Raw genomic sequence first — 15,169 nt, forward strand, 5'->3', positions numbered from 1 at the left:
GATCGGGGGTTTGTGTCTACTTACCCCTCCTTTTAAAATTAGGATTGGTTATTTCGTTTGTAACAATTAGTAACGTCGGGGTCGGTTTTTACCGGCCCATCTCAGGTTTTATATATTGCGGAAAAATTACTGCTGTATTATTTTAGCACTATAAAGTCACCTGGTTTTATATATTTTTGACTTGTTTTTGTTGCATGACCAGCCTCTACAGCACATATAATAATGATCAACTGCTGCCATTATTAAAAACGGGAGATCACGACGCCTTTACCGAAATTTATAATCGTTACTGGGATAAAATGCTCTTCATTGCAGGCGTTAAATGTGGCAGTATTGCTATTGCAGAAGAAATTGTGCAGGACATCTTTCTCGATATCTGGCGCCGCCACGCCGAACTCGAAATTACCGGCGAACTCGAAGCCTACCTGGCTGTGAGCGTCAAATACAGGGTAATCAACGCACAGGCGCGTTTAAAGCGGTTACTCGAATACCAGCAATTTGAAGCAGGGCGGCAAACAGCGCAGGACCGGTCTACCGAAGAATGGCTCAGTTTTCAGGAACTGCAGGAAAGATTATCGCAACTGGTGAACAGGCTACCTGAAAAATGCCGCATTACTTATCAACTCAGTCGCGAAGAAGGCCTGCCGCAAAAGGAAGTAGCCCGACGACTGAATGTGACAGAAAAAGCAGTTGAAGCAAATTTGTCACGGGCGCTGAAAATACTGAAAACGAGTTTGAAAAACTTCCTGTCGGTTTTCTTTTATTTCTAAACACTGCTTTCGGTTGCTGGCTGAGGCTCATACCCTTCATTGTTTTAATTTTTTTTTATGTAGGGATCGGCTCCTCCCGGTTGACAAAGTAATATACCATTGACAATATGGAGGAATCATCCCTTAACAAACGAATGCTTGAACTGGCCGAAAAATGGCTGAATGGAACTATTACGCCCGAAGAGGAAAAGGAATATGCCGGGTGGTATAACAACCTGGACGACAATGCCGGGCTGAAGGTGTCCGAAGAATGGGCCACTGACAGGGAAGACCATCGCAGAAAGCTGCTTAAACGGATCAACCGGCAAAAGGCACGCGTGGCATCCCTGCCGGCTTCACTCCTTTATAAAATAACAGCTGCCGCCGTATTGATCATAATCGCAGGCGTTGCCTGGCGGTATTTTAACCGCACTCCGCCCCCCATCCCTGTTGCCGCCACTACCGGCACCGGCGTAATTGACGTGCAACCAGGCGTCAATGGAGCCGTACTCACAATGGCTAATGGCAAAACCATTGTGCTCGATACTGCCGGCAATGGCCGGCTAATGACCGATGCAGCTGCTCATATTACCAAAACCGATGGCAGCGTAGCTTTTACTGCTGCCAGTGAACATGATGCCACCATTCATGAATACAATACACTTGTTACACCCAGGGGCCGGCAGCAGCAGCTCGTGCTGTCTGACGGCACCAGAATATGGCTGAATGCAGAAAGCTCTATCAGGTTCCCTACAGCATTTGCGCCTGACATTCGTGAAGTAGAGATAACAGGTGAGGTATATTTTGAAGTGTCAAAGAACCCCGCTGCGCCATTCATGGTAAATGTAAATGGCATGCAGGTACAGGTACTCGGTACCCATTTTAATATCAATGCCTACCCAAACGAAGAAGCCATTGCAACCACTTTGCTCGAAGGAAGGGTGAAAGTGGTGAACCGGCAATCGGCACTTCCACCGGATCATCCGGGCGGGGGCAATCGGCAATCGGCAATACTCAGGCCCGGGCAGCAGGCAATCTTATCCCAAGCATCCCGATCAACCCAACCGATCGCGGTTCATACAGTTGACGTAGATCAGGTGGTAGCCTGGAAAAATGGCATTCAGGCCTTTGAAAGCGCCGATATAAAAATGATTATGCGGCAGGTAGAGCGATGGTATGATATCGACGTGGAATTTAAAGGCGCCATGCCCGCCCGCACTTTCACCGGCGAAATACCGCGCAGCGCCAACTTATCCGAATTACTGAAATTGTTTGAAGTAGCTAAAATTCATTTTTCAATGGATACACAAAAGAAGAAACTAACTGTAATGCCATAAAACAAAGGGATACTGAAAAAAAGCCGCCCTGCGTGCAGGCAGGCCGGCTGGTATTCAGGTTACCCTGATAAACTTAAAAGTCGTGGAGACTTGTCTATTGTAATAACCTAAACTGAACAAATCTATGAATTTGATTGCTTGCCGCCAAGCTTCGCCCCATCATGCGCGAAAGTTTCACCGGCCTGTACTAAAAATGCTTGTGATTATGAAGCTCACAGCTGTTCTGCTACTTGCCACCTGTTTGCAGATCTATGCCAAAGGAACTGCCCAAACAGTGACCCTTTCGGAAAAAAATGCACCCCTGAAGAAAGTACTGAAAGAGATCAAACGGCAAACCGGTTATGCCGTATTTTATGAAGATCAGCTTTTACAAAAAAGCATCCCTGTTGATATTGACATAAGAAGCAAGCCTTTGCAGGAAGCGCTCAATCTCATTTTTCAGCATCAGCCGCTCTCTTATGAGATCATCGGCAGCAGGATCATTACGGTAAAAGAAAAAGAGCAGCCGCAAAAAAAACCGATGGTTGAAGATCAGGCGATGGCGCCTGTTACTATCAGGATAACCGGTATAGTGAAAAACGAGAATGGGGAAGTTATGGAGGGCGCTTCCGTGCGTGTAAAGAATAGCATAGATGCTACTGTCACCAGAGCCAACGGAACATTCACTATTGTTGTACCCGATGAAAAGGCTGTTCTGGTGGTGAGCTTTGTAGGATATGCAACACGTGAAATACCTGTAAACAACAATACGAATATTGAAGTGGTGCTGAAAAAGGCACAGAATCCGCTTGATGATGTGGTGATCGTAGGTTATGGTACCCGTAAAAAATCTGATGTAACGGGCGCCGTGTCGGTTGTGAACGAAAAAGCGATACATGAAATTCCTGCCGGTAATGTAGCCGCTGCTTTACAGGGTTCAGTACCTGGTCTTGAGATCCAAAAGGGCGGTGGTAATAACCATCCCGGCGCTATTCCGGTGATAAGGATACGTGGCGAACGGTCGCTTGATCCTGGCGGTGGTCTCAATAATCCGCTGATAATTGTAGATGGTATTCCTTTCAATGGCAGTTTGAACGATATCAGTCAGGACGATATAGTGTCTGCTTCTGTGCTGAAAGATGCCTCTGCTGCTGCCATTTATGGTTCCAGGGGGGCTAACGGCGTTATCATTATCAATACCCGCCGCGGTAAAACCGGCAAGCCCACCATCACTTACAATGGCTATGCCGGCTTTAACCGGGTGATGGGTGAATATGACCTCATGAATGCCGAACAGTTTGCCCTGATGCGCAAATGGGCAAAGCTGAACGCGTCGGCTCCCGGTGCTTATACGGGTATTGATGACCCGAAATTGCTGAAAGATGCTTTTACCTTCGATGATGAATACCAGGGCTACCTCGCCGGCAATAATGTAGATTGGCAAAAGCTTATGTATAAGAACGGGTTCCTGACGAATCACCAGGTTGGCATTTCGGGCGGTAACGAAAGTACGAAATACGATATGTCGCTTAGTTACTACAACGCCGATGGTGTAAGCCGTAACCAGGGTATGGATCGCTACACTTTAAAAATGAGCATCGACCAGAAGTTCAGCAAATTCTTCAAAGCAGGTATTAGTTCCCTCAATAATTATACTACTTTAAAGGGAATGGACTACAACTCGGCCAGTGAAGCTTTGCAGCAAACGCCTTTTGTAGGACCCTATAAAGACGATGGCACCATGCGCATTTATATGCCGAACGGATTTATCAATCCCTTTGTTGATTATGTGCCCGGCGCCATTGTAGACAACCGCACCAGGCTGGCCACTTTCACGAACGCCTATGCCGAAGTAGACTTCACCCACGGCTTCAAATACAAATTCAATGGCGGTATACAGATAGCCCCGGAAACCGCCGGTAAATTCTATGCCAGTCAAACAACCAAACAAACGGGTCAGAAGAACTACGGTTATAATGGAAAAACCGCAGGATACAATTACACACTCGAAAACATTCTCACCTACGATAAAACGATTGCCGGTAACCATTCCATCAATGTTACCGGATTGTACAGTATCCAGGAATCAAAAACCGAGGTAAACAATACCGAATACCGCGATGTGCTGGCGGATTATATACAATACTATAATCCTCAATACGCTTCAAATGTCACCAGCAACGGTTCGTTTCAAAAATGGGATATCATTTCCTACATGGGCCGGCTGAACTATGGGTTTAAAGACAAATACCTGCTTACTTTCACAGTACGAGCCGATGGTTCGTCGCGGCTGGCGCAAGGTAATAAATGGCATACTTACCCTTCAGGCGCTATTGCCTGGAATATAGCACGCGAACCTTTTCTGAATGAGTCGAAAACGGTCTCTGCTTTAAAACTTCGTGCCAGCTATGGCGTTGTAGGCAATACCGCTATCGGTCCCTACGAAACCGTTGGCGGATTGAGCCAGGTGTATTACAATTATGGCAGCACCAATGTGCTGGGCGCTTATCCCACTTCGCCGCCAAACGTAACTTTATCATGGGAAAACACTACTTCTCTCAACCTTGGCCTCGATTACGGTTTGTTCAACAATCGTATCAATGGCTCAATAGAATTATATAAAACCTACACCAACGACCTGTTGCTGAGTCAGCGATTACCTGCTACTTCGGGTTTTTCAGGCATAAGGACCAATGTGGGTAAAACAGAGAACTGGGGTATGGAATTCAACATCAGTTCCGTGAACTTTAACGGCGATGGTAAAAATACATTCAGTTGGACGACCGACCTGAACCTTTTCTTTAACCGGAATAAAATTGTGCAGTTGGCTTCCGGTGCTACCCGCGATATCAACAACAGTTGGTTTGTGGGCCAACCCAGCTCCGCCATATTCGATTACAAAAGAACAGGCATCTGGCAGAATACACCGGACGACAGCGCGCTGGCCAAACAATTTGGCTTAACCGTTACCGGCACTTCTTCGGTGATCGGGGGCGTGCGCGTAGAAGACATCGATGGAAATAAAAAGATCGATGATAATGACCGGGTGATAATCGGTTCAAGGCAGCCTCATTTTGAAGGCGGCATTACCAACCGCTTCGCCTATAAAAACTTCGACTTCTCCTTCATAGCCTATTTTAAATCCGGAGGTTTACTAAGCTCAGGTGTGGTAGGCGGATGGATGAATACCTTCCAGGCGGGTTACAATAACCTCGATGTAAATTACTGGACGCCATCCAACCACGAGAACTATTGGCCCAAACCCAATGCAAGTTTGCAGAACCCGAATTATAAATCAACGCTTACCTACATGAGCGCCTCTTACCTGAAAATAAGAAGCATGACCCTGGGGTACACCATTGATCCGGGAAAACTGCGATTGCTGGGAGCAAAATCGGCGCGGTTCTACGCTACCGCCTCCAACACGTTTGTCTTTTTCTCTGAATACAAAAACAAATTCAAAGGTCTGGATCCTGAAACATATAATAACGTGGATGTGAATACACCACCTATGTGGCAGATGCTGTTCGGATTAAATGTTTCTTTCTAATCAAGCCAGATTGTTAATCGTTTAATTGAATTAAACATGAAAAAGATTATATATCATATTACGATTTGTGCGGTATTCATGGCAGCGGGCAACAGCTGCACCCGCAAACTGGAAGAGGAGAACCACTCCAAACTAACCGAGTCATTTTTTTCTACCAGCGATGGCATAGATAAAGGAGTGAACGCCGTGTATGCCGGGCTGCGTGAACTGTATGGCCCTGAAGAAGGGTTGGAAGCTTTTACCGTCGTAGGCACCGATGAATTCCGTATCGCCAATGGGAACCGTACCACTAACGTCGCCAACTACAACAGTTCATACACACCTGCCAATGAATTTTCGGCAAGAGTATGGAACTCCTCTTACAAATACATAAATACTTGTAATGGCCTGGTTGACTTTGGTGAGAACATTACCGGTTTAACCGATGTGCAAAAAAAAGCAAAGATTGCAGAAGCCAAATTCCTGCGCGCCTTTCTGTACTTTAAACTGGCGCAATTCTTTGGCGATGTTACGCTCAATACACATTATTCCAATAGTCCTAATACTGCTGCCGAACGCAATAAAATCGCAGACGTATACAATTTCATCATCGATGATTTAAAAACGTGCATTACCGATCTCACGCCCAGTCCGCAACAGAACGGGGTCCTACCCGGAAAAGCTTCTGCCGCTGCAGCGAGGCATTTGCTGGCGCTGGTATATTTAACAAGAGGCTGGTCACCGTCAGCACAAACAGACGACTTTCAGAATGCATTTGACATGGCTAAAGGATTGATCGATGCCGCGCCTTCACTTGGATTGGGATTACTTGACAATTATGGTGATGTGCATAAACCTTTGAACGAAAATAATCGCGAGGTACTGTTCAATGTGCAGTATTCAAAAGACCTGACTTACGGCGGCAACCATTCCTGGAATCATCTGTACGTTGATCTATATCCGAACCAGTTGGGTGAACGCAATGTGAACGACGGCCGCTCTTATGGCTGGTACAGGGCTACCAAATGGTTGTACGATACCGCCTTTGCCGATAAAGTAAATGACATTCGTTATTTCAAAACTTTTCAATCGGTTTGGATTGCCACCAAACCCCTCAGCGGCACCTACACCGTGAATGTGGGCGGTACAAACTATACCCTGAATTATAATTTTCAAAAAGGGGATACCGCTATGTATATGCCCGGATTTAATATGCCCGCCAGCCAGATGCAAAACCGGAAATATTACATCTATACACCGGAAACGTATACGAACTCTACCATTTATCCAACCATGACCAAGTATCTCGACCCTAACCGTGATGTACCGAATGAAAATTCTCATCGTTCCATCATTGTGTTCAGGCTGGCCGAAACTTACCTGGTAGCAGCAGAAGCGGCGTTGAAGCTGGGACGGCCGGCCGATGCCGCCACTTACATAAATGCAATTCGCAGAAGGGCAGCAGTTCCGGGACACCAGCTGCAAATGGAGATCACACCGGCCGATGTAACCATTGATTATATACTTGATGAAAGAACCCGCGAACTGTGTGCGGAAAATATTCGCTGGCTCGACCTGGTGCGTACCGATAAACTGCTTGAGCGGGTGAAGAAACACGACGACTGGGAAGCCAGGAATAACATCCAGGAATTTCATAAACTTCGCCCCATACCACAATCGCAGATAGACGCCATTATTACCGGCACACCCTATCCGCAAAATATGGGGTGGAAGTAGGTCATTACCAAGATCAATAAAACAGTAGTGCGGGGCTGCAGGCCTTGCACTACTTTTCTGCCAACGAAATATGAACATTAAATATATCTTTTCATCTCTCTTATTCATCTTTACTGCGATCACCGTCTTTAGTCAAACAATATCATACAAAATAATCGACAACCACGGTAAAGTATGGACAACTGAAAAGGCCAATGAATGGTACAAACGCCGCAAATGGCTAACCGGCGCCAATTATATTCCTGCCAATGCTGTCAACCAGCTTGAAATGTGGCAGGCCGATACCTTCGACCCCATTACCATCGATAAAGAGCTGGGCTGGGCACAAAGTATAGGCTTTAACACCTTACGTGTTTTCCTCCATAGCATTGTGTATAAGCAGGACGCGCAGGGATTCAAAAACCGCATACACCGCTTTTTGCAGATAGCAGATAAACACCACATACAACCGCTGTTCGTATTCTTTGATGATTGCTGGAACAGGGACCCTCAACCCGGTAAACAGCCTGAACCGAAGCCGGGGATGCATAATTCAGGCTGGATGCAGGACCCGGGCGATCCGGGTTATAAAGATTCAGCACGAATTGCGGAACTGGAAATGTACGTACGGGATATCTTGTTCAGCTTTGCACACGACAAACGCATTTTGATGTGGGACCTGTACAACGAACCGGGCAATCAGGGAAAGAATGATGCAGTACTGCCGCTGCTGCAAAAAGTATTCTATTGGGCGAGAGCTGTTAATCCCGATCAGCCGGTAACGGCAGGACTTTGGTCGTGGCGGCTTGAAACTATTAACCGCTTCCTTATTGCCAATTCCGACATCATCACTTATCATAATTATGAAGAACCGCAGGCGCACCAGAAAGTGATACAGATACTGCAATCATTTGGCAGGCCACTGATCTGTACCGAGTACATGGCTCGTACACACAACAGCCGGTTCAATAATGTATTGCCCATGCTGAAAAAAGAAAATACCGGCGCCATTAACTGGGGGTTAGTGGCCGGTAAAACCAATACCATTTATTCGTGGGAAGAAAAATTATCTGATGGCCGCCTGCCTGCCGAATGGTTTCACGACATCTTTAAAAAAGACGGCACACCATACCGGCAGGACGAAGTTGATCTGATAAAACAGCTGAATGGTTTATGAAATGCAAATTAGCAAGTTACACCCATGAACAAGAACATGACAAATAAAGCAATCATGATGATGGCCGGCTGCATTCTTGCCCTGCCCGCCCTTGCGCAAAAAAAGTATACCATTAACGCGCCGGATAAAACCCTGAGCGTGCAGGTGACTGTTTCTGATAGTATTTATTACCAGGTAATGCGAAACGGTAATGTGCTCACGGAAGCCGCTGCCTTGTCGTTCACCACCGATCAAAATGCTGCCGGTTTCAGGGTAAGCAAGGCTATGGCCGGTACGCACAGTGGTATCCTGACACCTGTAGTGTGGCAAAAAGCAAAAACGATAGCCGATGATTATTCCTCGTTACGGCTCGATTTCAGCAACAAGCTGTCCATGGAATGGCGCGTTTATAAGAACGGTATAGCCTGGCGGTGGATAAACAATCTTGCAAAAGCCTGCAAGGTGACGGATGAATTGGCCACGCTGAACCCGGGCCCGGAGGCCCGGGCCTGGTATCCGCAGGAAGACGGCTTCTTTTCACACAATGAACGTCAATACCGAAAATACAGGGTAGGGGACATCGATGCCGGGAAGTTGGCCAGTTTGCCCGTGTTGTTTGAAACAAAAGGCGCGAAGCTGCTGCTGACCGAATCGGGACTTTTCAATTATGCGGGTATGTGGGTGCAGGGTGATGGAAAAGGCAGCATACGCGGCGTGTTCCCGCATTATCCAAGAGAGAAAAAAATAGAAGGCGATCGCTCAGAACTTGTAGTGAGCCGTGAAGATTTCATTGCGAAAATAAAAGGCCCGCAGAATTTTCCCTGGCGCATCGTTATGGTAGCAAAGGACGACGGAGAATTGCTGACCAACCAGTTGCCTTATTTGTTAGGCACACCGCCTGCACCCGGCAGCGATTACAGCTGGGTAAAGCCCGGCAAGGTGCAATGGGACTGGTGGCATTACAACAATATTTACAATGTAAATTTCCGCGCCGGCATCAACAACGATACCTATAAGTATTACATTGACTTTGCCGCAAAATATCATCTTGAGTATGTATTGCTCGACGAAGGCTGGTGCGATACCCGCGATCTTTTCAAACAATCAAAACACATCAATATAGAAGAGCTGGCCGCTTATGCGCACAGCAGGAACGTAGGCCTCTTGCTGTGGACCAGCTGGCTGGTGCTTGATCAGCAACTCGACCGGGCCCTGGACCAATTTGAAAAATGGGGCATTAAAGGCATCAAGGTTGATTTTATGCAGCGCGATGACCAGGATATGGTGAATTATTATGAGAAAGTATCGAAAGCCGCCGCCAGTCATAAACTGATGGTAGACTTTCATGGCGCCTGTAAACCCACGGGCTGGAGCCGCACCTATCCCAATGTGATGACCTCCGAAGGGGTATTGGGTAACGAGATAAGTAAATTTTCAGATGTTATAGATCCCGAACATACGTTGACCATACCCTTTATCCGTATGGCCGCCGGCCCCATGGATTTTACACCGGGCGGTATGCTGAACGTACAAAAAAATGCATTTGCGGCCCAGCCGGCCGAGCCCATGACACTGGGCACCCGTTGCAATCAAATGGCCATGTACGTTATGTACGAGAGCCCTTTGCAAATGCTGTGCGATATCCCCACCCATTATTACCGCGAACCGGAGTGTATGGAATTCTTACAGGCAGTACCTGCGGTTTGGCAGCAAACCATTCCGCTGACGGCGGCTATTGGAGAGTATGCCGCGATAGCGCGGCAGGCTGCTAACGGCGACTGGTTTATTGGCGCCATGACGAACTGGACGGCGCGGGAAATCACTGTCGACCTTTCTTTCCTCGGCGATGGGAAATACAAAATGCATATCTGGAAAGACGGTCTCAATGCAGACCGCAAAGCCAAAGATTTTGCCATGGATACTATTGAAGCAGATAAAAGCAGTGCCCTCACTATCAAAATGGCTCCCGGCGGAGGGTATGTGGCCAGATTGGTGAAGGAATAAAAATTAAACAATAATACTGAATGAAGACATTAGTAAAAATATTTTCCTTGTGTGTGTTGTGCCTCTGCGCCAGGGCGCAACACATGCCGGATGCTGTATTGCCCAACCCCGTGGCTGGTGGCGATAGCTATTGGCTGCAACCACAGGAAGGTTTTGAAAACAGGCGAAGCGCATACCTTTCTTTTTGTGCAGCACGCGGCACCGAAGGCGGACGTGATGGCATATTTAGCCAGTTAGCCAGATTTCAGTTAGATCAGCCGGTTGATGAAGCGCTTATCCGGGAAGGCATTGCTTTCGTATACACCGGGAAAGATTGTTGCGACTTTACGATCGGCGGCATTCTGCGCTTGCTGTATCTTAATAAGAAAAAGAAACGGTTGTCTGCACAGTTGGTCGCCAACCTTGAAAAATGCCTGCTCGATTTCAAGTATTGGTGGGATGACCCCAGGAAGGATATTCAATACCGCTGCTATCATACTGAAAATCATCAGGGACTTTATCATACGAATGAACTGCTGGCTGCACAACTGTTAGGCGGCAGCACATTCGCTGACGGTAAAAGCGGTAAGGAACATTACGCACATGCAATTGGTCTTCTCGATCACTGGCTGGTTTACCGCATGCGTTTTGGCTTCAGTGAATGGCTCTCGAATGCATATTACGATGTGGAGATGATGACACTGGCCAACCTTCACGATTTTGCTGAGCCGGCCGCAGTACGTGAAGCCGCCGTACAATTGCTCAATGGCCTGCTGTACGATCTGGCGCTGAACAATTTTCATGGCGTTTTTGGCGCTACTCATGGCCGTACGTATGCGCACATGATCACCGGCGCCTGGCAGGAATCAACAGCTTCGATAATGAAACTGATGTTTGGAGTGGGCGTATTTCATTCACCCAGGTCAATGGGAGCTGTAGCACTGGCAACCGGTTCCTATCACTGTCCCAAAGTGATTGAAGATATTGCGACTGATTATCAGGAAACCATACTAAGCCGGCAACGACAGAGTATTGAAGTGGCCGATGCGGCGAAGTATGGGCTTAACGTGAAGGATGAGTTGACCACCAATTTGTTCTGGGGGATGCAGGAATTTATTCATCCCGATGTGATCGATATGTCACAAACTATTTCCAATCGTTACAACACCTGGCCTTACAGAAATTACGACGACTATAAACAAAAATACCAGGCACAGGTGGCGCAGTTCGGTAAAATTGTAAATCCTTACCTCGATCGTTTTGCGTTGTCTGAAGCCAACATGATCACCCTGCGAACACCCGGGTATATGCTGAGCAGCGTACAGGATTATCGCAAAGGCAGCCCGGGCTATCAGCAACATATCTGGCAGGCAACCCTGGGCGTTGATGCGGTGGTATTCACCAATCATCCAGCTTCTGATGAACTGGGGGTTACCCCTAACAAATGGGCAGGGAATGCCATTTTACCCAGGTCGGCGCAAACAAAAAACGTGTTGATATGTATTTACCGGATTCCGGATAAAACTAACCTTCCATATTCACACGCCTATTTTCCCACGCGTGCATTTGACACGGTGCTGCAAAAGAACGGCTGGGTGTTGGGTAAGAAAGGAGATGGGTACATTGCGTTATATTCAAAACAGCCCCTGAAATGGGAGACAGAGAATGAAGGCGCTACTGATGAATTGAGGGCAGCATCCGGCGACAACAGTTGGATCTGCGAAATGGGCAGTGCATCGCAATGGAAAAATTTCGAAGCATTTGTCAATGCCATTTCCAGTGCACCGGTAAAATGCGAAGGGCTGAAAGTAGTGTATCAGTCGCCCACACAAGGGCAGGTGACTTTTGGCTGGGAAGATGCGTTTACAGTCAATGGCAGGGAACTTGAGCTAAGGCGTTTTCCCAGGTATGAAAATCAATTCTCACATGCGGGTTTCGATAACGGTTCAATTGCTATTGACAGGAAGGGTAAACAGGAGGTGCTTGAATTCGAAAAGCCGAAAAGCGCATTGACTGCCGGTATTAATCAGCCAGCTGCCACAACGTACCGCGAAGTGGGCAGGCTGGTAGCCAACCGCTTTGTTAATGCACCTTATACCAACTTTGGTTTCAATACGCCGCCATCCTCCATTACCTATTCAGAAGTATGTGCCTGGTACGGCGCGCTGAAGTTTGCTGAAGCTACCAACGACCGCGACCTGCAGGAACGCCTGTACCAACGCTTTCTGCCATTGCTGAATGAAAAGAAAAACTTGGTGCCTGCAGCCGACCATGTTGATCATACTGTTTTTGGCGCCATTCCCTTTGAACTCTTCAGAATAAAAAAAGATACCGCCCTGTTCAACATGGGCAAACGTTTTGCCGACGGGCAATGGAAGCTTCCTGTAAACGCAAAGCCGGAATATATCGAACTGCAGCAACGTGGCTTTTCATGGCAAACCCGTTTCTGGATCGACGATATGTTTATGATCAACCTCATTCAATCCGGGGCTTATCGCATAACCGGCGATACTGGTTATATTAACCGGGCGGCAAGGGAAATGATCGAATACCTGAAGCGCCTGCAACAACCCAATGGATTATTTTATCACGCGCCTGATGTTCCTTTCTATTGGGGACGTGGCAATGGCTGGATGGCCGCAGGTATGACAGAGCTACTGCTTTCCCTGCCTTCCAACAGCGTGTACCGGCCTGCCATTTTAAAAGGTTATAAAACCATGATGAACTCATTGCTCAATTTTCAATTGGCGAATGGTATGTGGCGCCAATTGATCGATGATAGCAGGGCATGGCCTGAAACCTCCTGTACAGGAATGTTTACCTATGCTATGATCACCGGTGTAAAGAAAGGTTGGTTGAATAAAGAACAATATACGACGGCTGCATTAAAAGCCTGGCAGGCATTGGTAACCTATATTAATTCCGATGGCGATGTGCGCGAGATCTGCGAAGGCACAAACAAAGAAAATAGCCGCCAGTATTATCTGGAACGTAAACGTATAACAGGCGATATGCATGGCCAGGCTCCGGTATTGTGGTGTGCCGCTGCATTTTTATCAAAATGATGGTTGGTTTGTACTTACAGGTCAGGAAATATGGCTTTTTTGATTATGAAATAAATAAAGTCCTGCTTGTTTCGCTTTCGGAAGAAAAATTGATCAGAAGCGAATACAGGAATTGAATCAGAATATTTTAATAATACGGATGAATTTCGCAGGTAAATTATAATGAGCTACATTATTATACTGAACGAACAACCTGCAGCTCAAATTTAAATGTAGTGCCTTTACCAGGTTCGCTGAATACGGCTATAGGCGCCTGGTGAAGCTCTAATATTTTCTTTACGATGGCCAGCCCAATTCCCATGCCTTTCGATTCGGCAGCCCGGGGATGTATCTGCTTGTAACGTTCAAAAATATGCGTGAGGTCCTCGGGAGAAATACCAATTCCGGTATCTGTTACGGCCACTTTCACCCCGGCATTCGTTTCCGATAAAATAATAGTAATGCTTCCGCCCGCGGGCGTAAATTTAAAAGCGTTATCCAGCAAATTTTGAAGCACCCGTTCTGTGAGTGAAATATCTGCAAATACAAGTGGTAAGTTATCCGGTGCTTCTAAGTTCAGCCGGATTCCCTTATTGTCTGCTTTCAACTGGTAGGCCATCATAATATCTGATGCCAGCTCAGAGATCATAAAGGATTCCTTTTGCGGCGTTACCAGGTTGGCCTCCAGTTTGGCAAACTGGAATAATTGTTCTACCAGTACCGATAACTTGCGGTTGCTGTCGTATACTATTGCCAGGTACTTTTGGCTGTCAGTGGCTGAAAGCTGGTCTTTTTTCATCATCAGCGTTTCTACATACCCCTGCATAATGGATAACGGAGTTCGGAGATCGTGTGAGATATTGGCAATTAGCTCCTGCCGGAACTTGTCGGTCGCCGATATTTTGTCAATATTGTCAACGATCACAACTGCCATTTCATTAAAGGTGGATGCAAGCATACCCAGGTTACCCTTGGCATAACCCTCGATGCGGGCGGTGTAATCTCCTTCTTTAAACCGGCTCACCACGCCAGCAATACGGCGTATACTGTCTGTTATTAAATAAAAAGTAACAATGCCTACGATAAAAGCCACTGCAAGGGCAGCAAAAAATATAAAGCCGGCAAGGCGAAAATATAAGTTGTTGTCTAAGGATTGCAGAATGGCCTTTTGCCGCTCACTGGCCAGAACGGCATATACATATCCCACTAGCCGTCCTTTTTCATAGACCGGCGCAGCAGAAAAAATGCTGGGTTCGCCCGGCTGCTTGGGGTTATCGCCCATTGGCCGTTGCATGTTAGCTGCCGACAGCCACTGCTTTACTTTTGCAATATTTATCTGGTGCATCTGCACCGTTTTATCGGGTACTACATAATCTTTAATGTTACCGGCAGTATCCAGTAAATACACTTCCACGCTGGGATTGGCTACCATAGTTGAGTGGATGATATCGTGTGTTACCGTGGTATCGGGTTGGCCATTCTTAAAGGGCTGCGTAAAAGTGGCCAGGTGGTTGGCTACATCGCCATACAACTCCTGGTGGGCTGCGGTGAAATAAGATCGTGAGTATTTTGAAGCGATGATCACAAATACGATTCCCAATACGATCAAAAGCCCCGTAAATACGGCGGTGATCTTCCAGAAAAGACGATTTCCTTTTATTGTTCTTGCCGGCATG

At 46.9% G+C, this 15,169-nt stretch carries 8 protein-coding genes; 7 read left to right on the plus strand and 1 reads right to left on the minus strand.

The genetic code is table 11. The features are described 5' to 3' along the window. Positions 1-194: 194 nt before the first annotated feature. From A3860_RS13420 to A3860_RS41865, 7 genes are all read left to right on the plus strand, one after another. Positions 195-770: an RNA polymerase sigma factor gene (locus tag A3860_RS13420; RefSeq protein WP_081147222.1), complete on the plus strand. Its 576-nt coding sequence runs from the start codon at positions 195-197 to the stop codon at positions 768-770. A 107-nt stretch (positions 771-877) separates the two neighbouring features. Continuing rightward, positions 878-2,086: a FecR family protein gene (locus tag A3860_RS13425; protein WP_081147223.1), complete on the plus strand. Its 1,209-nt coding sequence runs from the start codon at positions 878-880 to the stop codon at positions 2,084-2,086. A gap of 205 nt (positions 2,087-2,291) precedes the next feature. After that, entirely contained in the window at positions 2,292-5,615 is a 3,324-nt protein-coding gene (locus A3860_RS13430; RefSeq protein ID WP_158085236.1) for a TonB-dependent receptor, read from the plus strand. Between the two features lie 36 nt (positions 5,616-5,651). Continuing rightward, positions 5,652-7,331 (plus strand): RagB/SusD family nutrient uptake outer membrane protein, encoded by a 1,680-nt coding sequence (locus A3860_RS13435; protein WP_081147225.1) that lies wholly within the window; start codon positions 5,652-5,654, stop codon positions 7,329-7,331. A 70-nt stretch (positions 7,332-7,401) separates the two neighbouring features. Further along, positions 7,402-8,487, plus strand: coding sequence for a glycoside hydrolase family 2 TIM barrel-domain containing protein (locus A3860_RS13440; RefSeq protein ID WP_143774084.1), 1,086 nt, complete (start codon positions 7,402-7,404; stop codon positions 8,485-8,487). A gap of 24 nt (positions 8,488-8,511) precedes the next feature. After that, entirely contained in the window at positions 8,512-10,470 is a 1,959-nt protein-coding gene (locus tag A3860_RS13445) for a glycoside hydrolase family 97 protein (RefSeq protein ID WP_245843539.1), read from the plus strand. Positions 10,471-10,490: 20 nt separating this feature from the next. Beyond that, positions 10,491-13,514 carry a glycoside hydrolase family 88/105 protein gene (locus A3860_RS41865; protein ID WP_245843540.1) on the plus strand — a complete coding sequence of 1,008 codons (3,024 nt, stop codon included), beginning with the start codon at positions 10,491-10,493 and terminating at the stop codon, positions 13,512-13,514. Between the two features lie 175 nt (positions 13,515-13,689). Here the strand turns inward: A3860_RS41865 and A3860_RS13455 are convergent, their stop codons facing one another. Further along, entirely contained in the window at positions 13,690-15,168 is a 1,479-nt protein-coding gene (locus A3860_RS13455; protein WP_081147367.1) for a sensor histidine kinase, read from the minus strand. Between the last annotated feature and the right edge of the window lies 1 nt (position 15,169).

It is taken from the genome of Niastella vici, from assembly GCF_002077945.1.
Taxonomy (GTDB): Bacteria; Bacteroidota; Bacteroidia; order Chitinophagales; family Chitinophagaceae; genus Niastella; species Niastella vici.

What these genes read in the sequence shown, in the direction of transcription:
- A3860_RS13420 (WP_081147222.1), top strand. Translation starts at nt 195, where the DNA reads ATGACCAGCCTCTACAGCACATATAATAATGATCAACTGCTGCCATTA.
- A3860_RS13425 (WP_081147223.1), top strand. Translation starts at nt 878, where the DNA reads ATGGAGGAATCATCCCTTAACAAACGAATGCTTGAACTGGCCGAAAAA.
- A3860_RS13430 (WP_158085236.1), top strand. Translation starts at nt 2,292, where the DNA reads ATGAAGCTCACAGCTGTTCTGCTACTTGCCACCTGTTTGCAGATCTAT.
- A3860_RS13435 (WP_081147225.1), top strand. Translation starts at nt 5,652, where the DNA reads ATGAAAAAGATTATATATCATATTACGATTTGTGCGGTATTCATGGCA.
- A3860_RS13440 (WP_143774084.1), top strand. Translation starts at nt 7,402, where the DNA reads ATGAACATTAAATATATCTTTTCATCTCTCTTATTCATCTTTACTGCG.
- A3860_RS13445 (WP_245843539.1), top strand. Translation starts at nt 8,512, where the DNA reads ATGAACAAGAACATGACAAATAAAGCAATCATGATGATGGCCGGCTGC.
- A3860_RS41865 (WP_245843540.1), top strand. Translation starts at nt 10,491, where the DNA reads ATGAAGACATTAGTAAAAATATTTTCCTTGTGTGTGTTGTGCCTCTGC.
- A3860_RS13455 (WP_081147367.1), bottom strand. Translation starts at nt 15,168, where the DNA reads ATGCCGGCAAGAACAATAAAAGGAAATCGTCTTTTCTGGAAGATCACC.